Raw genomic sequence first — 20,779 nt, forward strand, 5'->3', positions numbered from 1 at the left:
GCAGCGGCGGTCAGGCGCGCACACCGACTACGCACGAGGTGGGGGCACAGCAGCACCATGGCACAGGGCTCGGTCGTCCAGGTGACGCACAGCGGAACGTCGCGGTGGCGGCGCCGCACCGGAGAGTACGCCTCCCTCACGGCGGCCCTGGAGGCCGCCGGGGACGGTGATGTGCTCTCCATCTCGCCCGGCACCTACCGCGAGAATCTGGTGGTGGGCCGGGCCGTCACCCTGCGCGGGCCCGAGGGCTCCGCCCGCGGTTCGGTGCGGATCGCGCCGGTGGACGGCGTCGCGCTGACGATACGGGCCTCCGCCACGGTCCAGGATCTGCATGTCGAGGGCCAGGACTCGGCCGCACCCGCGCTGCTGATCGAGGACGGCACCGCGGAGCTGGCGGACGTCCGGGTCGCCACCCGCTCGGCGGTCGGCATCGAGGTGCGCGGCGGCGCCCGGCCGACCGTGCGGCGCTGCACCGTGGACAACCCCGCGGGCGTCGGGCTCAGCGTGTTGGACGGCGCGGGCGGGGTGTTCGAGGAGTGCGAGGTGGTGGCCGCCGGGCAGTCCGGGGTGGCGGTGCGCGGCGGCGCCCGGCCGCGCCTGGAGCGCTGCCGGATCCACCACGCCTCCGGGGCCGGGCTCTCGCTGACCGGGGAGCACACCTCCCTGGAGGCCGTCGGCTGTGAGGTGTACGAGATCCGGGGCGCCGGGGTGCAGGTCTCCGGGCGCGCGACCGGGCATCTGACCGACTGCCGGGTGCACCGCACCACGTCCGACGGGGTGAACCTGGACACGGACGCGGTGCTCACGCTCGCCGACTGCGAGATCCACGACATCCCGGAGAACGCGATCGACCTGAGGTCGCGTTCGGTGCTCACGCTGACCCGCTCCACGGTGCGCCGCTTCGGGCGCAACGGCCTGTCGGTGTGGGACCCGGGCACCCGGGTCGACGCCAACCAGTGCGAGCTGCACGAGAGCACCGGCGACTACCCGGCGGTGTGGGTGAGCGACGGGGCCACCGCCGTGCTCGACTCGTGCCGGGTGCGCGAGGTGCCGGACGCGCTGTTCGTCCTGGACCGGGGGTCGCGGGTCGATGTGGTCGACAGCGATCTGTCACAGGTGCGCTCCACCGCGGTCTCGGTGAGCGACGGGGCCATCGTCCAGCTGGACGACTGCCGGATCCGGGAGGCGGCCACCGGGGCGTGGTTCCGTGACCACGGCAGCGGCGGCACGCTCGCCAACTGCACCATAGACGGCGCCTCCACCGGAGTGATCGTCACCAAGGGCGCCGATCCGACGGTCGAGCGCACCACGGTCTCCGGGCCGACGGAGGCCGGGTTCTATGTCTCCGCCGAGGGCCGCGGCACGTTCACCGGCTGCCGGGTGACCGGCAGCGGGGGCTATGGCTTCCACATCATCGACGGCTGCCGCACCACCTTGACCCGGTGCCGTACGGAGCGGTGCGCGCGCGGCGGTTACGAGTTCTCCGAGGCGGGCCCGGTCGTCGAGGACTGCACCAGCGACGAGAGCGCCACCACGGCGCCGGGCTCTCCGGCCGCGCCCGCCGCGCCCGGTGTCACCACGCCCGCCGTGCAGACCGCCGCCTCGACGGGCGGGCTGCTGGGCGGGGTCCCGGCGCAGCGGTCCGCCCAGACCGCCGCGCCCGCCGCCGAGCCCCCGGTCGCCGTCCGCCCCTCCACCGAGGTGCTGGGCGAACTGGACGCGCTGGTCGGACTGGAGAGCGTCAAGCGCGAGGTGCGGGCCCTCACCGACATGATCGAGGTGGGCCGGCGGCGTCAGCAGGCCGGGCTCAAGGCCGCCTCCGTCCGCCGCCATCTGGTCTTCACCGGCTCCCCCGGCACCGGTAAGACGACGGTCGCCCGGCTCTACGGCGAGATCCTGGCCTCCCTCGGGGTGCTGGAGCGCGGCCATCTGGTGGAGGTCTCCCGGGTGGACCTGGTCGGTGAGCACATCGGCTCCACGGCCATCCGCACCCAGGAGGCGTTCGACCGGGCGCGCGGCGGAGTGCTGTTCATCGACGAGGCGTACGCCCTCTCGCCGGAGGACTCCGGCCGGGACTTCGGCCGGGAGGCCATCGACACGCTGGTGAAGCTGATGGAGGACCACCGGGACGAGGTCGTGGTCATCGTGGCCGGGTACACCGCCGAGATGGAGCGCTTCCTGACCGTCAACCCCGGTGTGGCCTCCCGTTTCTCGCGCACCATCACCTTCGGCGACTACGCCCCCGAGGAACTGCTGCGGATCGTCGAGCAGCAGGCCGAGGAGCAGGAGTACCGGATCGGCGAGGGGGCGGCGGAGGCGCTGCTGAAGTACTTCACCGCCCTTCCGAAGGGCCCGGCGTTCGGCAACGGCCGCACCGCCCGGCAGACCTTCGAGGCGATGGTGGAGCGGCACGCGGGTCGGGTCGCCCAGCTGAGCGACCCGACCACGGACGACCTCACGCTGCTCTATCCGGAGGACCTGCCGGAGCTCATCTGACCGGCCTCCTCCGGCGGTGGCGGCGTCTGCTCCGGCAGCCGGGCCAGCAGCCCGGCCCGCTCCCGGTCGAAGAGCGGGTCGGCCTGGTAGTCCCCGTGCCCCAGGATCGGCGCGGGCAGCGGGTGTTCGGTCGTACGGCCGTAGACCATCGGGTCCTTGAACGGGTCGCAGTCGACCTCGGGCCCGCTGCCGTCGGGCAGCCGGATGGGGCCGCCTATCGGGTCGGTGTACCGCCACAGATTGCGCCAGCGGCGCATCTCGCCGTGGAGCGAGAGCAGTTGGTCGGGGCCGAAGTAGGCGGGGAACCAGCGCCCGTAGAGCCGCTCCAGCGGTGAGCCGTAGGTGAGCAGCGCGATCCGGCCGCGGGTGCGGTGGTCCACCTGCCAGGCCGCGGCGGCGGCCAGCACACTGCCCTGGGAGTGGCCGGAGATGACCAGCCGGCCGCCGTACCGGCGGGTCCAGGTCTCCATCCGCCAGGTCAGATCGGGCACCGCCCGCTCGGCGTAGCACGGCGGCGCGAAGGGGTGGGCGGCGCGCGGCCAGAAGGTGCCCACGTCCCACAGGATGCCGATGGTGCGGCGGGCGGCGGGGCTGCGGTAGGCGCGGCGGGCCCAGGTGATCAGCATCAGAAAGGCCAGCCCCATCAGCCAGGAGCCCAGTGCCTGCGCGGTCTGGGCGGCGGCGTCCACGACCCCGGGCGCGCCGTCGGCGGCCCGCCCCGGCACCTCGTCCGTGACCCAGGCCCCGACGATGGCGAGGGCACCGAGCAGCAGGGTGAACAGCGCGACGGGGCCCACGATCCACGGGACGGAGTCGGTGAGGCCGGCGCGGGCGATCGTGCCCGCGATCCGCCGGGTGCGCACGGCGTCGGGGCGCTCCTCCGGATAGCCGTCCATGATGGTCGGCAGCAGCCGGTTGCGCACCCGCCACACCCTGACGCTGAAGATCAGCAGCAGTCCGAGCAGGACCAGCAGCAGCGCGGGGATGGCCGTGGCCAGCCAGGTCAGCAGAACCGGCGGGGCGATGCCCGGCCCCTCACCGGGGGTGGCGCCGCCGTCCAGCCAGTCGGCGAACCGCTGGGCGACACCGCCGGCCAGCACCGCGCCGAGCCCGCAGGCGAGCGTGGCGACGGCGGGTCCGGCCAGCCCGAGCAGCGGGGTGCGGCCCAGGGCGTAGCCGCCGCGTCCGGAGCGCGCGGCCCGGTGGAGGGCCAGGGCGCACACCGCCATGGCCACGATCAGCGCGCCCTCCCCGATGACGATGGCGCAGAACGCCTGGTTGCCCGGAAGCTTGCCGGTGGACACCCAGCCGGGGCGGGACCAGCCGGCGTGCAGGACGGAGAGCGCCAGCACGGCGAGGGCCGCGCCGGGCAGCGCGGTGATGGTGATGCGGTCCAGCTCCCCGTCGACCTTGGTCTCGCTGCGGCCGCGGTGGCACACCACGGCCACCACCGCGGCCGCGCCCAGGGTGATCAGCGCCAGCAGCGCCCAGCCCGCGGCGTCCTGGAGGCCGCTGCCGCCCGGTTTGCGATCGTAGGTGGTGGTGGGCAGGGTCAGGCCCGCCGCGATGGTGAGGAACCCGGCGGCGGTGTGCGCGGCGCGCAGCCGGGCCACGATCCGGCGGCCGTACCAGAAGCCGGGCAGGCACAGCGCGGGGCGGTTGCCGGCCTCGGGGGCGGCCTCGTCGACGGGGCGCTCCAGCGGCGGGGAGGACTCGTACGCGCTCCAGGTGCGGTTGGACAGGTACCACAGCAGTCCGGTGAGCGCGCCGGGCAGCACCGCGGCCAGCGCGAGCCTGCGGCCGGGCTGGCTCCACCAGCCGTGGTTCTCCGGGGAGAGGAAGGCCAGCCAGGACGTGTCCGCGGCACAGTCGGCCGAACCGGCGCACTGCCAGGCGACCAGGTCCAGGGCCACCTCACAGGCACCGGCGATCAGCAGCACGGTCAGGCTGAGCGCCACGAGCCGTACGAACAGGCCGTAGGTGCGCACGGTCCGCTCGCGCCGGTCGGCCGGGGGCCGCATCCAGTGGGCGAGGTTGGCGACCATGAAGGGCAGCAGGAGCAGCCACAGGGCGCGGGAGCTGTTGCCCGAGGTGAGGTTGCACCATACGTACGCCTCGCGGATCGGGCCCTCGCGGCCCGGCTCCTCGCGCTCCTGCGGCGAGCGCCGCTCGGCGTCCACGTCCTCGGCCCTGCGGTAGACCGCGGCGGTCTCGTCGCCGGTGACCAGGCTGGTGCACGGATCGTCCAGCATCTCCTGGGGGGTGGTGCCGCCCACTCCGTGGACGAGCAGTTCCAGGTCGGGCGGCGGCGCTCCGCCCGCACCGGCCGACGTCGCCGGCTGCGTCGCGTCGGCCGGTGTGTCCGTACGCGTGGTCGATGCCACCGTGTCCCCCGATCCGGTGCGGTGCGGTCGTTCTGCTCCCAGAGTGTGCCCACCGGTCCCCGCTCCCGACCCTGACGGGGCGGGCGTGGCGAAATCGTGACCCGGGGTACTGCGCCCCTCGGCTGTCCCCGCCCCGTGCGAAGATGAACGCGCGGGCGACGAGGGCCGACCGGAAGGAGACGAGGCAGGGTGAGCGACAACCACAACCTGCTCGCGGAGCAGCGGCGTGCCCTGATCCTCGATGAGGTCAGGCGGCGCGGCGGGGTGCGGGTCAACGAGCTGACGCGCAAGCTCAATGTCTCGGACATGACGGTCCGTCGCGATCTCGACGCGCTGGCGCGGCTGGGCGTGGTGGAGAAGGTGCACGGCGGGGCCGTGCCGGTGGCCGAGGCGAGCACGTACGAACCGGGGTTCGAGGCCAAGTCGGAGCTCGAGCTGAGCGCCAAGGAGGACATCGCGAAGGCGGCGGCCGCGATGGCCACCCCCGGCACCGCGATCGGCCTGGCCGGGGGTACCACGGCCTTCACGCTGGCCCAGCAGCTGCTCGAGGTGCCGGATCTGACCGTGGTGACGAACTCGGTCCGGGTGGCCGATGTGTTCTACAACGCCCAGCGGTCGGCGGCGCTCGGCGGTGTGGGCCCGCGCCCCGGCGCGGCCACCGTCGTGCTCACCGGCGGAGTGCGGACGCCGTCGGACACGCTGGTGGGGCCGGTCGCGGACGCGGCGGTGCGCTCGCTCCACTTCGATGTGCTGTTCCTGGGGGTGCACGGCATATCGGTGGAGGCGGGCCTGTCGACGCCGAACCTCGCGGAGGCGGAGACCAACCGCCACTTCGTCCGGGCCGCGCGGCGGGTGGTGGTGGTCGCGGACCACACCAAGTGGGGCACCGTGGGGCTGAGTTCCTTCGCCTCGCTGGACCAGGTCGACGCGCTGGTCACGGACCCGGGGCTACCGGAGGACGCGCGGGCGGAGATCTCCGAGTACCTGCCGGAGCTGGTGGTGGCGGGCGAGCCGTCCCGCACCGCAGACATCTGACGTCATGTCACTTATCGTGTGCCCATGACACACCGGCTGCGTTCCGTCGGACTGGAGTACGCCGAGACCGCCCCGGTGCGGCTCGTCTTCGTCGCCGAGATCTCGGCCGCTCCGGAGGCGGTGTTCGAGGCGCTCGCCGACGTCGAGGGCTGGCCGCGGTGGTACCGGCAGGTGACCGGGGCCCGCCCCACGGACGGCGGCAAGGGCAGGGAGATCCGCCTCAAGGGCGGCACCCTCTTCCATGAGACGGTCATGGCGGCGGATCCGCACCAGCGCTACGCCTACCGCGTCGACGAGACCAACGCACCGGGGCTGCGGGCCCTGCTGGAGGAGTGGACGCTGCGGCCCTCGGGCGCGGGGACCGTGGTGCGCTACGTCTTCGCGCTGGACGGCACGGCGCTGCTGCGCGGTGCCGTGCGGGTGCTGCGGCCGGGTCTGCGGCGCGCGTTCCACCAGGCGGTGCGGACCCTGGACCGCCGGCTGGCGGCGGCCTGACGTCCGTACCGGCCGACGGTGGTCTGAGTCCGTACCGGCTGCCGGCGGCCTGAGTGCGTACCGGCCGGGGTTCGGCCGGTACGTCAGCCGGGCCGCCAGTCGGTCCGTCAGTCGGTCCAGGTGCCGGTGGCGAGAAAGACGTCGAGCGTCTTCGCATGGGGCTCGATGTCCAGCCCCTGCTCCTCCAGCCACGCGTCCGAGTAGTACTTGTCCAGATACCGCTCCCCCGGATCGCACAGCAGCGTCACCACGCTCCCGGTCCGCCCCGCGGCGACCATCTCGGCGACGATCCGCAGCGCGCTCCACAGCCCCGTCCCCGTGGAGCCGCCCGCCCTGCGGCCGATGACCCGCTCCAGAGCGCGGACGGCCGCGACGCTCGCCGCGTCCGGGACCTTCATCATCCGGTCGATCGCGCCCGGTACGAAGCTGGGCTCCATCCGGGGGCGGCCGATGCCCTCGATGCGTGAGCCGTGGTCGCTGGAGGCACCGGTGTCGTGGTGCACCCAGCCGTCGAAGAAGCAGGAGTTCTCCGGGTCGGCGACGCATACCCGGGTGTCGTACTGCATGTAGTGGATGTAGCGGGCGATGGTCGCCGAGGTGCCGCCGGTACCCGCCGTGGCCACGACCCACGCCGGTTCGGGATAGCGCTCCAGACGCAGCTGCTCATAGATCGACTCGGCGATGTTGTTGTTGCCGCGCCAGTCCGTGGCCCGCTCGGCGTAGGTGAACTGGTCCATGTAGTGGCCCCCGGACTCCGCCGCGAGGGTGATGGACTCCTCGTACATCGTCCGCGGGTCGTCCACGAAATGGCATTGGCCGCCATGGAATTCGATCAGGCGGCACTTCTCCCGGCTGGTCGTGCGGGGCATCACCGCGATGAAGGGCACCCCGATCAGCTTGGCGAAGTACGCCTCGGATACGGCGGTCGAGCCGCTGGACGCCTCGATCACGGGCTTGCCCGGCCGGATCCAGCCGTTGCACAGCCCGTAGAGGAACAGCGAACGTGCCAGACGGTGCTTGAGACTCCCCGTGGGGTGGGTGGACTCGTCCTTGAGGTAGAGGTCGATCCCCCAGCGCTCGGGCAGCGGGAAGCTCAGCAGATGGGTGTCCGCGGACCGCTGGGCGTCCGCCTGCACCTTGCGTACCGCCTCCTTCAGCCATCCGCGGTAGCCGTGGTCGCTGCGGTCCACGTCGATCGTCTCGGTGATCCCGCCCGCCGTGCCGTCCAACGCCCACTCCTCCTGCTTGTGCCCGTGCCCAGCCCGAGTGGCATACTCGTGCCGGTTCGCTCCTCATTGTCCCCCGGTGCGCCCTGGTGTCCCGGGCCGGTCACGGGCACACTGCCCAGCAGGGAAAATGAGAGGCGGCGGCACATGTGCCCGTCGGAGCCATCGGGGAGGCGGTTGTGATGGCCGATACCGAGTTCAACGCCAGGGGAGTGCGGATCGAGCGGTTCCTGCGCTCGGTCACCCGCGCCGGACAGGTCTTGATCAAGGACGGCAGGCTGGAGTTGCTGACCAGTTACGGCCGCGAGATCGACAGCGCGCCGGTGCAGTCGGTCCGCGCCAGCAAGCCCTGGTTCGTGGACGGGGACCAGGCCATGGCCACCGTGAACGGCACCCGCTACCGCCTCACCCTCGGCTCCCAGGACACCAAGTCCACCTCGGCCAAGTCCGGCTCCGGCACCGCCAGCCGCTTCCTCGACGCCGTCCGGTCGGCCCGGGGGCGCACCCGGAAGTAGTGGGGCGGCCGAGTTGCGCAGGCGCGCGGTGGGACCGACCCTGGACGCGTATCAGTATCACTGAGGGTCAACAAGCGGTGACGCTGAGAACCGTCCCACCGGTCGCGCCCAGCAGCCACCACTGCTGAACGTGTTCGTCGCCCGCATCTGCATCAGGCTAGCCCCAACTTCTTCAGGGAGTCGCAGCCGTGATCAGTCGTCCTAGCAGGCATTGCACGGTGGAGCTCCAGGCCCTGCCGTCGCGGATCGGACAGGTCCGCAGAATCGTGTCGGCGCAACTGCGCTACTGGCATCTGGATCCGCTCATCGACCCGGCGGCGCTCGGCGTCACCGAACTGCTCACCAATGTGCATCGGCACGCCGAGCCGGACAAACAGTGCACGGTGGAGATCGCCCTCATGCTGGACCGGCTGACGGTTTCGGTCCGCGACCAGGATCCCCGGCTGCCCCGCCTCCGCGCCTGTGATCCCGTCTCCACGCACGGCAGGGGGCTCGCGCTGGTCGCGGCCGTCAGCCAGAGCTGGGGAATGCACGCACGGGACGACGGCAGCGGGAAGGTGGTCTGGTTCACGCTGGCCGTGCCGCGCTCCACCACCACCGCCACGTCGCCCTTCGCGGCGCATGGAGCGGGCCGCAGCGCGCCGCCCCGCCGCACGGACGTCTCCCGCCCGGCACCGGCGCCCGCCGCGCCCATCACCGGTCCCGCGCCCATCACTGGCCCAGCGCCCATCAGCGGTCCCGCGCCCGAGCCCGCCACCGCCCCGGCGCCGGCCCCCGCACCCGTCACCCCGGCTCCCGCACCCGTGGCTCCGGCACCGGCCCCGACCCCCGTCGCCCCGGCGCCCGCACCGGCCGTCGCGCCCGCTCCGGCGCCCGCGGTGCGCGATCGAGCCCCCGCGGCCGCCCGGTCGGCCGTATCCCCCTGAGCGAGCGTCCCGCCTCCCGCGAGGCGGGACGGCCTGACAATGTTCTGTACCTACTAGTGTGTACGCTGACGCCATGACGTCACCGATGCTCGCCATGCAGTACCGGATCACCTTGCCCGCCGACTACGACATGCGGATCATCCGGCGCCGGGTGGAGACGAAAGGGCCGCTGCTCGACGACTTCCCGGGGCTGGGCCTCAAGGCGTACGGCATCCGTGAGCGCGGCGTGGACGGCTCGCCGGTCCATCAGTACGCCCCGTTCTATCTGTGGACCGCGCCCGAGGCCATGAACCGCTTTCTGTGGGGGCCCGGATTCCAGGGCATCGTCCGGGACTTCGGCAGGCCCCCGGTCGAGCACTGGCACGGGCTCGCCTTCGAACGAGGCCCGGCCACGGGCGCCGTACCACGCGCCGCCACCCGCCACGCCACTCCGGTCCCGGCCGCCGCCGATCCGGCGGCCGCCGTCGAGGACGCGCTGGCGCGGCTGGCCGAACGGGCCCGCACGGACGGCGTCCACGCGACGGCCCTCGGCATCGACCCGCGCGGCTGGGAGCTGATCCACTTCACCCTCTGGGAGGACTCCGCACCGCCCTCGGAGCCCGGCGACCGCTACCAGGTGCTCCATGTGTCGGCCCCGGACCCGGACGCGCTCCCCCGGGGACGGCAGTGGTGACCGCCGTAAGGACGGCTCCCGGCGGCCTCACCGCACGGCCTGGCGCGGCGGTTCGCCCGGTCCGGCGGCAGCCGGCTCAGCCCACGCCCAGCGCCGCCAAGGGGTCGTCCAGCACCGGCTGCCACGCCAACTCCGCCGCCCCCACCAGGCTGTTGTAGTCCAGCGTGCACGGCAGGATCGGGACGCCCCCGCTCCGGCCCCACAGGCTCCGCTCCGCCACCACCGCGCGCAGCCGCTCCGGGTCGGCCTCCAGGAGCTCGCGGTGCAGCCCGCCGAGGATGATGCGGTCGGGGTTGAGGATGTTGACCAGATTGGCGAGTCCGAGGCCGAGGCGGTCGATGAGCTGCTCGACGGCGGCCCGTACGGACCCATCCGTGGGGTACTCCTCGCGCAGCAGGTCGCGGGCCTGCTGCAACAGGGACAGCTCCGGGCCCGGGTCGCGTCCGGCCGCCGTGAGGAAGGCGAGCGGATCGGCCTCGATGTCCAGACAGCCACGGCTGCCGCAGTGACAGGGCGGGCCCTCGGGGTTGACGGTCAGATGGCCCACCTCGAGGGCGAGCCCCGCGCTGCCCGTGTGCAGCCGTCCGTCCAGCACCAGCGCGCCGCCGACGCCCCGGTGCCCGGTGGCGACACAGAGCAGGTGCTGGGCGCCGCCGCCCGCGCCGTGGCGGTGTTCGGCGAGCGCGGCCAGGTTGACGTCGTTGCCCGCGAAGCCCATGAGCGGCCCCCGGTCGTCGCCGCGGACGCCCGCGGCGGCCAGGCTGCGGGTGAACAGCTCGCGCACCGGAGCGCCCGCGGGCCAGGCGACGTGCAGCGGGTTCAGTGCGGTGCCCTCCGGTTCGGCGACCGCGGACGGGACGGCGAGCCCCGCGCCCACACAGCGGCGGCCGGTCTCCCGCAGCAGCTGGGCACCGGCCTCGACGACCGCGTCGATGACGTGCGCCGGGTCCGCGGGCACGGTCATGCAGCCCGGGGCGGTGGCCACGATCCGGCCGCCGAGCCCGACGAGCGCCGCCCGGAAACCGTCGGCGTGCACCTGGGCGGCGAGCACCACCGGCCCGTGGGGGGCGATCGAGAGCCGGTGCGAGGGACGGCCCTGCGCCCCGGCGGCCCCGAGCGGCCGCGAGTCCACCTGGATCAGGCCGAGCGCCTCCAACTCGGCGGCGACGGCGCCCGCGGTCGCGCGGGTCACCCCGAGTTCGGCCGTGAGCACGGCGCGGGTGGGGGCGCGGCCGGTGTGGACGAGCTCCAGCGCCGGGCCGAGAGCGCTTCGGCCGCGCTCGAGCCTTGTCCGTGTCTGGGTCACGCCCCTATTCTCACTTTGTGCCGACTCGAAACAAAACACGGACGGCCATCCGGGGCGCGCGCCGCTCCGCCACCACCGATCGTGACCTCGCCCGGCTCCGCGCCGCCATCACCGCGTTCTTCTTCCTCGACGGCTTCGTGTTCGCCGGATGGGTCGCCCGTATCCCCGCGATCAAGGACCAGACGAGCGCCTCGGAGGGCGCGCTGGGACTGGCCCTGCTCGGGGTGTCCGCGGGCGGGACGGCCACGATGATGGCGACCGGACGGCTCTGCCGTCGCTTCGGCAACCACCCGACGACGGTCGCCGCCGGGGCGCTGTTCGCGGCCTCCGTCGCGCTGCCGCCGCTGACCCACTCCGCACTCGCCCTCGGGCTGGTGCTGCTGGTCTTCGGCACCGGGTTCGGCGCGCTCAACGTGGCCATGAACAGCGCGGCCGTCGATCTCATCGCCGCCCTGCGCCGTCCGGTCATGCCCGGTTTCCACGCCGCCTTCAGCCTGGGCGGGATGGCCGGGGCCGGGCTGGGCGGGCTGATCGCCGATCACCTCTCCCCCACCCGCCATCTGTCGCTGCTCGCGGTCTTCGGGCTGCTGCTCGCGGCGGCCGCGGGCCGGACGCTGCTCACGCAGCCGGTGCCCTCGCCGCCGGTGCCCTCGCCGCCGGGGGACGTCGAGCCGCCGGCCGAGCCGGCAGCCGGGTCGGGGTCCGGGTCCGCTGCCGCCGCCCCCGAGCCATCGCCCGGGGCGCGGCCGGGCCGCGTCCGGTGGCTCGTCGCCGTCTTCGGCCTGATCGCGCTCTGCACGGCGTACGGCGAGGGCGCGATGGCCGACTGGGCCGCGCTCCATCTGCACCAGGACCTCGACGCGTCCGCCGGGCTCGCCGCCGCGGGCTACTCCGTCTTCGCCCTGATGATGGCCGTCGGCCGGCTGACCGGCACCGCGCTGCTCGAACGGCTCGGCCAGACCAGGACGTTGATAGCGGGCGGCGCCACCGCCGCGGCCGGCATGCTGCTGGGCTCGCTCGGGCCCACGGTCTGGCTCGCGCTCCTCGGCTTCGCGGTCACCGGGCTGGGGCTGGCCAACCTCTTCCCGGTCGCGATCGCACGGGCCGGCGCGCTGACCGGACCGGGCGGGGTCGCCGCGGCCTCCACACTCGGCTACGGCGGCATGCTGCTGGGCCCGCCCACGATCGGCTTCCTCGCCGACTGGTACTCGCTGCCCGTCGCGCTCACCACGGTCGCGGCGCTGGCGGCGGTGGCGGCGGTCGTCGCGTACGGGACACGGAACGCCACGCGGTCGTCCGGGAGTTGACTCCTCCCCGGCCGGCCGCCCCTTCGCCCGCCTCTCCTCCGGCGCGGCTCGGGGTCTGTCGGTGGTGGCTGGCATGATGCGGCCATGGAGACTGCCGCGTTGATCGAGATCCTGGACCGCGAGGGCCGGCTGCTGGCCGCCGCCGCGGCCGAGGCCGGGGTGGACGCCCCGGTGCCCACCTGTCCCGGCTGGCGGGTCAGGGATCTGCTGGAGCACCTGGGCGGGGTGCATCTGTGGGCCACGCGCTTCGTCGCCGAGGGGCTGACGGAGCGGGTGCCGGCGCCGGCCGCGCCGGAGCTGGACGAGGCCGGGCTGGTGGCGTGGTACCGCGAGTGCCACCGCGCGCTCGTGGACACGCTGACCGCCGCCGATCCGGAGGTGAAGTGCTTCACCTTTCTGCCCGCGCCGTCCCCGCTGGAGTTCTGGGCCCGGCGCCAGGCCCATGAGACGGCCGTCCACCGGGTCGACGCGGAAGCGGCGCGGGGCGGGGACTTCTCCCGGTGCACCCCGGAGTTCGCCGCCGACGGGGTCGACGAGCTGCTGATCGGTTTCCACAGCCTGGCGCGGTCCCGGGTGCGCACGGAGGTTCCGCGCACCCTCCGCGTGAGCGCATCGGACCGGGACGCGGTCTGGACGATACGGCTGTCGGAAGACGTACCGCGGATCGAGCGCGGCGGTGAGGGCGCGGCCGACTGTGAGCTCGGCGGGCCGGCCCACGATCTCTATCTCGCGCTCTGGAACCGGCTGCCGATCACCGCGCTGAGCGTGGCGGGCGACGCGGAGCTGGCCACGCTGTGGCGGGAGCGCTCGGGCATCTGATGCGCCGGTCACATCGGTTACCGGCGAGTAGGGTGTCGTGTTAGCTTCGCGTCATGTCTCGTCGTTCGATGTCTCCGCGCGGTCTGCGGCGCGCGATGAACTGCTGGCCGCCCTACCTCTTCGCCGGGGTACGGGTGGTCCACCTCGCCGAGGACTGGGGCAGCGCTCGGGTCAGGCTGCGGCTGCGCCGCTTCAACGCCAACTACGTGGGCACCCAATTCGGCGGTTCGCTGTTCTCGATGAGTGACCCGTTCTGGATGCTGCTGGTGATGAACCGGCTGGGCCGGGAGTACATCGTCTGGGACAAGGCGGGCGAGATCGACTTCGTCTCGCCCGGCCGCGGCGATGTGTTCGCCGACTTCAAGCTCACCGAGGAGCGCCTGGAGGAGATCCGGGAGGCCACGGCGGACGGCGGCAAGGCGCTGCCGTGGTTCGAGAACGACGTCGTCGCCGCGGACGGTACGGTCGTGGCACGCGTGCGGAAGCAACTGTATGTGCGCCGGAAGCGTCGTGACGGGCAGCGGGCCGGCGCGGACTGACCCGGCACCGGCCGACGGACACCAGGCGACGGAGGGCTGATACGAGATGACCGGACCCCGTTCCCCGGACGAACGCGACGCGCTCACCGTCGAGATCGTGTTCGCCCTCGTCACGGCCGGTCTGCTGGCGGCCGTGCTCTACGTCGCGGTCGCGAGTCCCGCGCTCTTCGGCGACCTGGGCCGGGCCCAGGAGGCGGCTTGGCAGACGGCCGCCTTCGCCGCGGCCACCGTCGGGTTCACGGTCCGGCTGGTGCGGGTGCTGTGGCTCTTCTCCCGGCAGCGGCGCTGATGGCCCCGGGTCCGCGGCCGTCACACTGGCAGTGCGCGGGGTCGCGCTGGGACCGCCGCGGGCCCGCGCTGGTCTGGCGCCACCCGCTCCACGGTGAACGGATCTCCCCGCTGACGCCGGACCGCCCGCTGTCCTTCACCAGCGGGCCCCGGCGCGAGTGCGTCGGCGTCCGCAGGGGCGCCCGGCACACCCCCTGCCCGGCCGGGGCCGAGGTCCCGGCCGCCGCCGTCTCCGCCCAGTGCCCGGACTGCGCCCGGCTGGACCGCTCGTACTCCGTGGCCGCCGACACCCGTACGGACGATCCGCGCCCTTACGACGTCTATCTCGCCTGGTTCGGCCCGGAACTGCTCAAGGTCGGGATCACCGCGGCCGAGCGGGAGGGGGCCCGGCTGCTGGAGCAGGCCGCGCTCTCGTACTGTCTGCTGGGCCGTGGCCCGCTGATGGCCGCGCGGCGCGCCGAGGCCGTGCTGGGCACCGCGCTCGGCGTCCCGGACCGCTTCCCCTACACCGCCAAGCGCGCCGCCCGCGAGGCCCCGCCGCCCCCGGAGCGCCGAGCGGCCGACCTCGCCGCACTCCACCGGCGGGCGCGCGGCCTGGGCGGTCTGCCGGAGTCGCTGGCCCTGGCGCCGTTCGAGCCCGTGCACCATGACGCGGCGTTCCATCTCGTTCCATCTGGACCGGGTGCGCCCCGCGCTGGGGCTGATCCAGCTCGTCCCCTGAGCCACCGTGGCCGGCCGTATCGACGCCGTGGCGGGCCCGGACATCCATCTGACCTCGACGGACGGCCGGCCCCTGCTGCTGGACACCCGCCGGCTGGCGGGCTGGCCCCTGGCGTCGGCCGCGGCGGACGCCCCGACGACGGCGCCGGTGGCGGCGTGGGAACGGGAAGCGCAGGCCCCGGAGGGGCTGTTCTGACCGCCGCGTGCCCGGGAGCCGTTACGTTCAGCCGAACCAACCGGGCCGGACCAGGCCCGACGCGTAGGCGAGCACGAGGAGTCGGGCGTGGTCGCGGGCCACCGGTTCGACCATGGTGCGGCTCACATGGGTCGTGGCGGTGAGCGGGCCGGCCCCAAGCCGGCGAGCGATCTCCTGACTCGACGGCCCCATGTCCACCAGGGCCGTCACCTCCCGCTCCCGCTCGGTCAACTCCGCGTCGGGGCCTCGCCGATCAACCTCGATGCCCGGCTGCGCCGACGGCAGGGCGTGGAAACCGGCGCGTACCAGGACCTGGTCATCGGCGACGCGGGACCGGTGTGTTCCTCCTGTCCGAGACCGGAATCCGGGCCCGGACGCGGACCCCGCCGTCCGCGTGGGCGCCCGCCTCCACGGTGCCGTCGAGCGCGGCGGCCCGCTCACGCATGCCGACCAGACCGTTACCGCCGCCCGTCACCCCGCCCCCCAACCCCAGCCGCGCTCTCCCTGAACCGGCATCACCCAGGCCGTACTCCGCCGCCGGACCGGCGTCGCTCACGACGCACCCGACCGGAGCGATGCCCGCCCCGGGGCGGGCGTCGCTGCGGGCCTAGCCCCGGTCCATCGCCGCCAGGGCGCGACGGGCGGCCGGGTGGGTGCGGACGAGGTCGCCCAGGGTCGTGGTGCCGCGGGTGATCTTCGTGAAGGCGCGCCAGGCCGGGCGGAAGCCGGTGATCGCCGCGTGGAACATCCCGGGGCGGCGGGCGAAGGCCGCGTAGAGGCGGCGGCCGACGCCCATCTCCACTCCGAGCCCGGCCTTGATCGCGAAGGCGTAGTTCAGGGCCTGGCGGCGGGCGTCCACCGCGTCGTGCGCCTCGGCGACGCGCACCGCCCACTCCCCCGCGAGGCGGCCCGAGCGCAGCGCGTAGGAGATGCCCTCGCGTGTCCACGGCTCCAGCAGCCCGGCCGCGTCCCCGCAGACCAGCACCCGGCCGCGCGACAGCGGCGAGTCGTCGGAGCGGCAGCGGGTCAGATGGCCGGAGGAGATGCTCGGCTCGAATCCGGCGAGGCCGAGCCGGGCGATGAAGTCCTCCAGATAGCGCTTGGTCCCGGCGCCCTCGCCGCGCGCCGAGATGACGCCGACGGTCAGGGTGTCGCCCTTGGGGAAGACCCAGCCGTAACTCCCGGGCATCGGACCCCAGTCGATGAGCACCCGGCCCGCCCAGTCCTCCGCGACGGTCGGCGGAACGGGGATCTCCGCCTCCAGGCCGAGATCCACCTGGTCGAGCTTGACACCGACATGCGCGCCTATGCGGCTGGCGCTGCCGTCCGCGCCGACCACGGCCCGCGCCAGCACCGTCTCACCGTCGGCGAGCACCACGGCGACCGTGCGCCGGTCCGGCACGGCCGGGCCGTGCTGCTCGACGCGGGTGACCGCGACGCCCGTACGGACCTCGGCGCCCGCGTCCTTGGCTGCCTCGACCAGGGCGGCGTCGAACTCCGGCCGGTTGATCAGCCCGAAGAGCGCCTGCTTGGAGCGGCGGGTACGGGCCAGCTTGCCGTTCAGCGAGAAGGTCACCGCGTGCACCCGCTCCCGCAGCGGCAGTTCGAACCCCGGCGGGAGCGCGTCGCGCGAGGGGCCGATGATGCCGCCGCCGCAGGTCTTGTAGCGCGGCAGTTCGGCCTTCTCCAGCAGCAGCACCCGGCGCCCGGCGCAGGCGGCGGCGTGGGCCGCGGAGGCACCCGCGGGGCCCGCGCCCACCACGACCACGTCCCATACCGTCTCATTGTCCGGGGCTGCGTTGTCGCTGCTCACGTGTGGATCCGCTCCCAATCGACCGATCTGATCCGCCTACCCGGCATCCTACGGCTCGCCGATGGATGACCCCGCTGTGGGATGATCGGCCACGCGGTCACGAGCCGTACATACGTGCCCATCGCAGCGCATCCCGCCGCTTGCCCGTCGCAACCCAGGAGTGTCACCCATGGAGCAGGCACCTCTCGCCGCCACCGTCGCCGCCCTACAGCCGCGCGCCAGGGCCGAACTGGCCGAGTTGGTGACCTTCAAATCGGTCGCGGACCCGGCGCAGTTCCCACGCGACGAATGTGAGGCCGCGGCGCGCTGGATCGCCGACGCGCTGCGCGCCGAGGGGTTCGAGGACGTGGCGCTGCTGGACACCCCCGACGGCACCCAGTCCGTCTACGGCTTCCTGCCCGGCCCGGCCGGCGCCCCGACCGTGCTGCTCTACGCGCATTACGACGTGCAGCCCCCGCTGGACGAGGACGCCTGGCTCACCCCGCCCTTCGAGCTGACCGAGCGCGACGGCCGCTGGTACGGGCGGGGCGCGGCGGACTGCAAAGGCGGCGTGATCATGCACCTCACCGCCCTGCGCGCGCTCAAGGAGCACGGCGGGGTCCCGGTCAACGTCAAGGTGATCGTGGAGGGTTCCGAGGAGCAGGGCACGGGCGGGCTCGAGCGCTACGCCGAGGCCCACCCCGAACTGCTGGCCGCCGACACGATCGTGATCGGCGACGCGGGCAACTTCCGGGTCGGGCTGCCGACGGTCACGGCCACGCTGCGCGGTATGACGATGCTGCGGGTCTCGGTGGAGACCCTGGCGGGGAACCTGCACTCCGGCCAGTTCGGCGGGGCCGCCCCGGACGCGCTCGCCGCGCTGATCCGCGTCCTGGACTCGCTGCGCGCCGAGGACGGCTCGACGACGGTCAAGGGCCTGGCGGCGGACGCGGTGTGGGACGGACTTCAGTATCCGGAAGAGGAGTTCCGCAACGACGCCAAGGTGCTCGACGGGGTCGGGCTGATCGGCTCGGGTACGGTCGCCGACCGCATCTGGGCACGTCCCGCGGTCACCGTGATCGGCATCGACTGCCCGCCGGTGGTCGGCGCCACCCCGTCCGTCCAGGCGAGCGCGCGGGCGCTGATCAGCCTGCGGGTGCCGCCGGGCGTGGACGCGGCCGAGGCGAACCGGCTGCTGACCGAGCACCTCCAGTCCTCGGTGCCGTGGGGCGCGCGGCTCTTGGTGGAGCAGGTCGGTCAGGGCCAGCCGTTCCGCGCGGACACCACGAGCCCGGCGTACACGGCGATGCGGGAGGCGATGCGCCTGGCCTACGACGGGCAGGAGATGGCGATCGCAGGACAGGGCGGCTCGATCCCGCTGTGCAACACCCTGGCCTCGCTCTACCCGGAGGCGGAGATCCTGCTGATCGGGCTGAGCGAGCCGGAGGCCCAGATCCACGCGGTCAACGAGAGCGTCTCCCCGCAGGAGTTGGAGAAGCTCTCGCTCACCGAGGCGCTGTTCCTGGGGATGTACGCGGTGGGCAAGGGCTGAGCCTCCCCTTCCTGGCCGCTTTGGGTGGCGGCGCTTTCCGTGGCGCCGCTTCCCGTTGCCCTGCTTTACGTGGCCGCGCTTGCCGTCGCACTGCTTGCCTCACCGCTTGCCTTCGCACCGCTTGCCGTCGCACCGCTTTACGTGGCCGCGCGTTCCGTCGCACCGCGGCGGTCAGCCGGTGCGGGGCAGCCCGTGGGGACGCCCGCTTCGAGGTAGAGCGGGCGTCCCTGCTCACGGGCGCGCAGCGCCCAGCGGAGCCTGCTCAGCCGTACCGGCGGCAGCAGCGCGGCGGCCTCGGTCTCGGTGACGAAGCGCCAGCCGCGCAGTTCGGAGCCGGGCAGCAGCACCTCGCGCGCGGCCTCGGTGGAGAGCTTGCCGCCGTCGAAGAGCAGCCGCAGGCCCCCGTAGCCGGGCGGCTGGGGGCGCTCCCAGTCGGCGACCAGCAGCCGCAGCGGTTCATCGAGCCGTACGCCCAGTTCCTCGGTGACCTCGCGCACCCCGGCGCACATCGGGGGTTCGCCCGGCTCGACGACGCCGCCGGGGAACTCCCAGCCGGGTTTGTAGGTGGGGTCGACGAGCAGCACCCGGTCCTCCTCGTCGAACAGCAGCACCCCGGCGGCCAGCGTCTCCGCCGTCGGCTCCGGGGTCTGCACGATGTCGCAGCTCCCGGCGCCCCCGCGGACGGCGTCGGCGATGTGCTCGGCGGTCTGGCGCGGGGTGAGCCCGGTGGTGTCCACGACATGGGCGTCGGCGGTCAGCCAGGTCAGGGCCGCTCGGTAGGGCGCGAGATGGGCCAGGCACCACTGGCGTACGGACTCGTTCGCGTGCGCGTCACCGGGTATCTCCTCGCGTTCGGCTATCCGCTTGCGAAGGATCGTTTCATCGGTGTGCAGCAGCACATGCCGCACGGGGATGCGACGAGCGGCGAAACCGCCGAAGATCTCATCCCGGTACTCCTGCCGGAGGACCGTCATCGGGACCACGAGCGGGCCGCCGACCTCGGCGATCAGTGCCGCTCCGGTGTCCACGACCAGCCGGCGCCACGAGGGCAGATCCTGGTAGTCGGACACCTGTTCAAGACGTTTGCGCGGAAGCATCATCCGCAGACCGTTACCGACCAGCTCCGGGTCGTAGAACGTGCTGCCGGGCATGAAGTCCACCAGTTCACGGGCCGCGGCGGTCTTACCCGCACCGAATGCACCGTTCAGCCAGACGATCACATTTCCCCCTATTCCATCGCCTCCTGACAGTTGCCCGCATCACCCTGCCACGGAAACGCCCGAAGACGACCGAGTGACGGATCGCGCGGCCCCGGATACCACGCCCGGTGAAGGGCTCGCGCTCGTCCCTCTGACGGGCTTCGGCGCCCCGCGGTTCGCCGACGGGGGCATCGGCTACCTCGAGGACGGGGGCATCGACCACCTCGCGTACGACAACTGCGATAACCAGGGTGTCGACGCCAAGCGGCGCCACCGCCGCGTTCCGGGCGCACGGCCCAGGGGGGAAGAGACGGCAGCAGCGGGGCTCAGCCGCCGGTCGGAGGGGTGCCCGCCGCCGGGCCGAAGCCCTCCAGCCGGGCCTCCTGCGCCGCCGCGGCGGCCGCGCCCACCAGTCCCGCGTCGGTGCCCATCTGGGCCGGGACGACCTCCAGTCCCTGGACGAACGACAAGGTCGCGTAGTCGCGCAGGGCGCGCCGCAGGGGCGCGAACAACACATCCCCGGCGCCCGCCACCCCGCCTCCGACGACCGCCACCTCGATCTCGACGAGCGCCGCGGTCGCGGCGATCCCGGCGGCCAGGGCCTGAGCGGCCCGTTCGAAGGAGGCCCGCGCGACCGGGTCACCGGCCCGCGCCGAGGCGGCGACGGCCTGCGCGCTGGTGTCGCCGTCCGGACCCGGGCGCCAGCCGGCGTCCAGGGCTCGGCGGGCGATGTTGGGGCCGCTGGCGATCCGCTCCACGCAGCCGCGTCCGCCGCAGGGGCACAGGTCCCCGTCCAGCTCCACGCTGATGTGGCCGATGTGCCCGGCGTTGCCGGTCGGGCCCGGGTGCAGCCGGCCGCCCAGCACCAGTCCGCCGCCCACGCCGGTGGAGACGACCATGCACAGGGCGTTCTCCCGGCCGCGCGCCGCGCCCTGCCAGTGCTCGGCGGCCGTCATCGCCGGCCCGTCGCCGACCAGCGACAGCGGCAGGGCGCCGGTGGTCTCCCGGACCCCGGCGACCAGCGGGAAGTCACGCCAGCCGGGGATGTTGACCGGGCTCACGGTGCCCACGGAGGCATCCACCGGGCCCGCGCTGCCGATGCCGACGGCGGCGACCCGGGACCAGTGCGCGGTGGCCGACAGCTCCTTGAGCACGGCGGTGACCTGCCGCATCACCGTCGTGCCGGCCTCCTGGGCGCGGGTGGCGCGGCGGGCGCGTACGACCAGCTTGCCGCTTCCGTCCACCAGGGCGCCCGCGATCTTGGTCCCGCCGATGTCGAGTGCGGCGATGAGGTCACGTGGCATAGGTGTC

At 73.8% G+C, this 20,779-nt stretch carries 17 protein-coding genes and 4 pseudogenes; 13 read left to right on the forward strand and 8 right to left on the reverse strand.

All coding sequences use genetic code 11. From position 1 onward, the window contains the following. Positions 1–57: 57 nt before the first annotated feature. Positions 58–2,496, forward strand: a complete 2,439-nt coding sequence (locus N6H00_RS06690) for a right-handed parallel beta-helix repeat-containing protein (RefSeq protein WP_268970647.1) — start codon at positions 58–60, stop codon at positions 2,494–2,496. On the opposite strand, the gene N6H00_RS06695 is transcribed toward N6H00_RS06690, so the two are convergent. After that, the gene (locus N6H00_RS06695; protein ID WP_443072905.1) at positions 2,466–4,880 is read right to left on the reverse strand and encodes a hypothetical protein; all 2,415 of its coding nucleotides are present in this window, start codon (positions 4,878–4,880) and stop codon (positions 2,466–2,468) included. The two genes, N6H00_RS06690 and N6H00_RS06695, sit on opposite strands and share 31 nt — an antisense overlap. Before the next feature lie 189 nt (positions 4,881–5,069). On the opposite strand from N6H00_RS06695, the gene N6H00_RS06700 reads away from it, so the two are divergent. Together N6H00_RS06700 and N6H00_RS06705 are read left to right on the forward strand one after the other, a co-directional pair. Then, positions 5,070–5,915 carry a DeoR/GlpR family DNA-binding transcription regulator gene (locus N6H00_RS06700; RefSeq protein WP_268970648.1) on the forward strand — a complete coding sequence of 282 codons (846 nt, stop codon included), beginning with the start codon at positions 5,070–5,072 and terminating at the stop codon, positions 5,913–5,915. Between the two features lie 24 nt (positions 5,916–5,939). Further along, positions 5,940–6,410: an SRPBCC family protein gene (locus N6H00_RS06705; RefSeq protein ID WP_268970649.1), complete on the forward strand. Its 471-nt coding sequence runs from the start codon at positions 5,940–5,942 to the stop codon at positions 6,408–6,410. 107 nt (positions 6,411–6,517) lie between these two features. On the opposite strand, the gene N6H00_RS06710 is transcribed toward N6H00_RS06705, so the two are convergent. After that, positions 6,518–7,639, reverse strand: coding sequence for a PLP-dependent cysteine synthase family protein (locus N6H00_RS06710; protein ID WP_329618515.1), 1,122 nt, complete (start codon positions 7,637–7,639; stop codon positions 6,518–6,520). A gap of 179 nt (positions 7,640–7,818) precedes the next feature. Here N6H00_RS06710 and N6H00_RS06715 point away from each other — a divergent pair, with 179 nt between their 5' ends. From N6H00_RS06715 to N6H00_RS06725, 3 genes and pseudogenes are all read left to right on the forward strand, one after another. Next, positions 7,819–8,151, forward strand: a complete 333-nt coding sequence (locus tag N6H00_RS06715; protein ID WP_268970650.1) for a hypothetical protein — start codon at positions 7,819–7,821, stop codon at positions 8,149–8,151. A 188-nt stretch (positions 8,152–8,339) separates the two neighbouring features. Next, positions 8,340–8,795, forward strand: a pseudogene (locus tag N6H00_RS06720) (ATP-binding protein); the annotation flags it as partial. A gap of 367 nt (positions 8,796–9,162) precedes the next feature. Further along, complete coding sequence (locus N6H00_RS06725) at positions 9,163–9,750, forward strand: DUF4865 family protein (protein ID WP_268976860.1); 588 nt, start codon at positions 9,163–9,165, stop codon at positions 9,748–9,750. Between the two features lie 76 nt (positions 9,751–9,826). Here the strand turns inward: N6H00_RS06725 and N6H00_RS06730 are convergent, their stop codons facing one another. Beyond that, entirely contained in the window at positions 9,827–11,056 is a 1,230-nt protein-coding gene (locus tag N6H00_RS06730; protein WP_268970651.1) for an ROK family protein, read from the reverse strand. A gap of 17 nt (positions 11,057–11,073) precedes the next feature. On the opposite strand from N6H00_RS06730, the gene N6H00_RS06735 reads away from it, so the two are divergent. The 6 genes and pseudogenes from N6H00_RS06735 to N6H00_RS06760 all read left to right on the forward strand — a co-directional run bounded on the left by N6H00_RS06735 (position 11,074) and on the right by N6H00_RS06760 (position 14,925). Continuing rightward, positions 11,074–12,363, forward strand: a complete 1,290-nt coding sequence (locus N6H00_RS06735) for an MFS transporter (protein WP_268970652.1) — start codon at positions 11,074–11,076, stop codon at positions 12,361–12,363. Positions 12,364–12,447: 84 nt separating this feature from the next. Then, entirely contained in the window at positions 12,448–13,182 is a 735-nt protein-coding gene (locus tag N6H00_RS06740) for a maleylpyruvate isomerase family mycothiol-dependent enzyme (RefSeq protein WP_268970653.1), read from the forward strand. A gap of 53 nt (positions 13,183–13,235) precedes the next feature. Next, entirely contained in the window at positions 13,236–13,721 is a 486-nt protein-coding gene (locus tag N6H00_RS06745) for a DUF4442 domain-containing protein (protein WP_268970654.1), read from the forward strand. Positions 13,722–13,767: 46 nt separating this feature from the next. Further along, on the forward strand, positions 13,768–14,010 hold the full coding sequence (locus tag N6H00_RS06750) for a DUF6332 family protein (RefSeq protein ID WP_268970655.1): 243 nt from the start codon (positions 13,768–13,770) through the stop codon (positions 14,008–14,010). Then, a pseudogene (locus N6H00_RS06755) lies at positions 14,010–14,534 on the forward strand (DUF2797 domain-containing protein); the annotation flags it as partial. The gene N6H00_RS06750 and the pseudogene N6H00_RS06755, both read left to right, overlap by 1 nt. Before the next feature lie 202 nt (positions 14,535–14,736). Next, a complete protein-coding gene (locus N6H00_RS06760) occupies positions 14,737–14,925 on the forward strand; it encodes a hypothetical protein (RefSeq protein ID WP_268977290.1) in 189 nt (62 codons plus the stop codon). Positions 14,926–14,952: 27 nt separating this feature from the next. Here the strand turns inward: N6H00_RS06760 and N6H00_RS06765 are convergent. The 3 genes and pseudogenes from N6H00_RS06765 to N6H00_RS06775 all read right to left on the reverse strand — a co-directional run. After that, positions 14,953–15,162, reverse strand: a pseudogene (locus N6H00_RS06765) (LuxR C-terminal-related transcriptional regulator); the annotation flags it as partial. A 79-nt stretch (positions 15,163–15,241) separates the two neighbouring features. Further along, positions 15,242–15,406: pseudogene (locus N6H00_RS06770) on the reverse strand (sensor histidine kinase); the annotation flags it as partial. A gap of 126 nt (positions 15,407–15,532) precedes the next feature. Then, the gene (locus N6H00_RS06775; protein ID WP_268970656.1) at positions 15,533–16,738 is read right to left on the reverse strand and encodes a geranylgeranyl reductase family protein; all 1,206 of its coding nucleotides are present in this window, start codon (positions 16,736–16,738) and stop codon (positions 15,533–15,535) included. 169 nt (positions 16,739–16,907) lie between these two features. Between N6H00_RS06775 and N6H00_RS06780 the strand changes: the two genes are divergently transcribed. Next, positions 16,908–18,269 carry a dipeptidase gene (locus N6H00_RS06780; protein ID WP_268970657.1) on the forward strand — a complete coding sequence of 454 codons (1,362 nt, stop codon included), beginning with the start codon at positions 16,908–16,910 and terminating at the stop codon, positions 18,267–18,269. 137 nt (positions 18,270–18,406) lie between these two features. On the opposite strand, the gene N6H00_RS06785 is transcribed toward N6H00_RS06780, so the two are convergent. Both N6H00_RS06785 and N6H00_RS06790 read right to left on the reverse strand, forming a co-directional pair. After that, positions 18,407–19,489 (reverse strand): NUDIX hydrolase, encoded by a 1,083-nt coding sequence (locus N6H00_RS06785; protein ID WP_268970658.1) that lies wholly within the window; start codon positions 19,487–19,489, stop codon positions 18,407–18,409. Positions 19,490–19,794: 305 nt separating this feature from the next. Beyond that, positions 19,795–20,772 carry an ROK family protein gene (locus N6H00_RS06790; RefSeq protein ID WP_268970659.1) on the reverse strand — a complete coding sequence of 326 codons (978 nt, stop codon included), beginning with the start codon at positions 20,770–20,772 and terminating at the stop codon, positions 19,795–19,797. Positions 20,773–20,779 lie beyond the last annotated feature (7 nt).

Source organism: Streptomyces sp. S465 (assembly GCF_026898115.1).
Classification (GTDB): Bacteria; Actinomycetota; Actinomycetes; order Streptomycetales; family Streptomycetaceae; genus Streptomyces; species Streptomyces luomodiensis.

Coding starts and splice junctions, on each gene's coding strand:
- N6H00_RS06690 (WP_268970647.1), top strand. CDS start 58: ATGGCACAGGGCTCGGTCGTCCAGGTGACGCACAGCGGAACGTCGCGG.
- N6H00_RS06705 (WP_268970649.1), top strand. CDS start 5,940: ATGACACACCGGCTGCGTTCCGTCGGACTGGAGTACGCCGAGACCGCC.
- N6H00_RS06715 (WP_268970650.1), top strand. CDS start 7,819: ATGGCCGATACCGAGTTCAACGCCAGGGGAGTGCGGATCGAGCGGTTC.
- N6H00_RS06725 (WP_268976860.1), top strand. CDS start 9,163: ATGCTCGCCATGCAGTACCGGATCACCTTGCCCGCCGACTACGACATG.
- N6H00_RS06790 (WP_268970659.1), bottom strand. CDS start 20,772: ATGCCACGTGACCTCATCGCCGCACTCGACATCGGCGGGACCAAGATC.
- N6H00_RS06750 (WP_268970655.1), top strand. CDS start 13,768: ATGACCGGACCCCGTTCCCCGGACGAACGCGACGCGCTCACCGTCGAG.
- N6H00_RS06745 (WP_268970654.1), top strand. CDS start 13,236: ATGTCTCGTCGTTCGATGTCTCCGCGCGGTCTGCGGCGCGCGATGAAC.
- N6H00_RS06780 (WP_268970657.1), top strand. CDS start 16,908: ATGGAGCAGGCACCTCTCGCCGCCACCGTCGCCGCCCTACAGCCGCGC.
- N6H00_RS06740 (WP_268970653.1), top strand. CDS start 12,448: ATGGAGACTGCCGCGTTGATCGAGATCCTGGACCGCGAGGGCCGGCTG.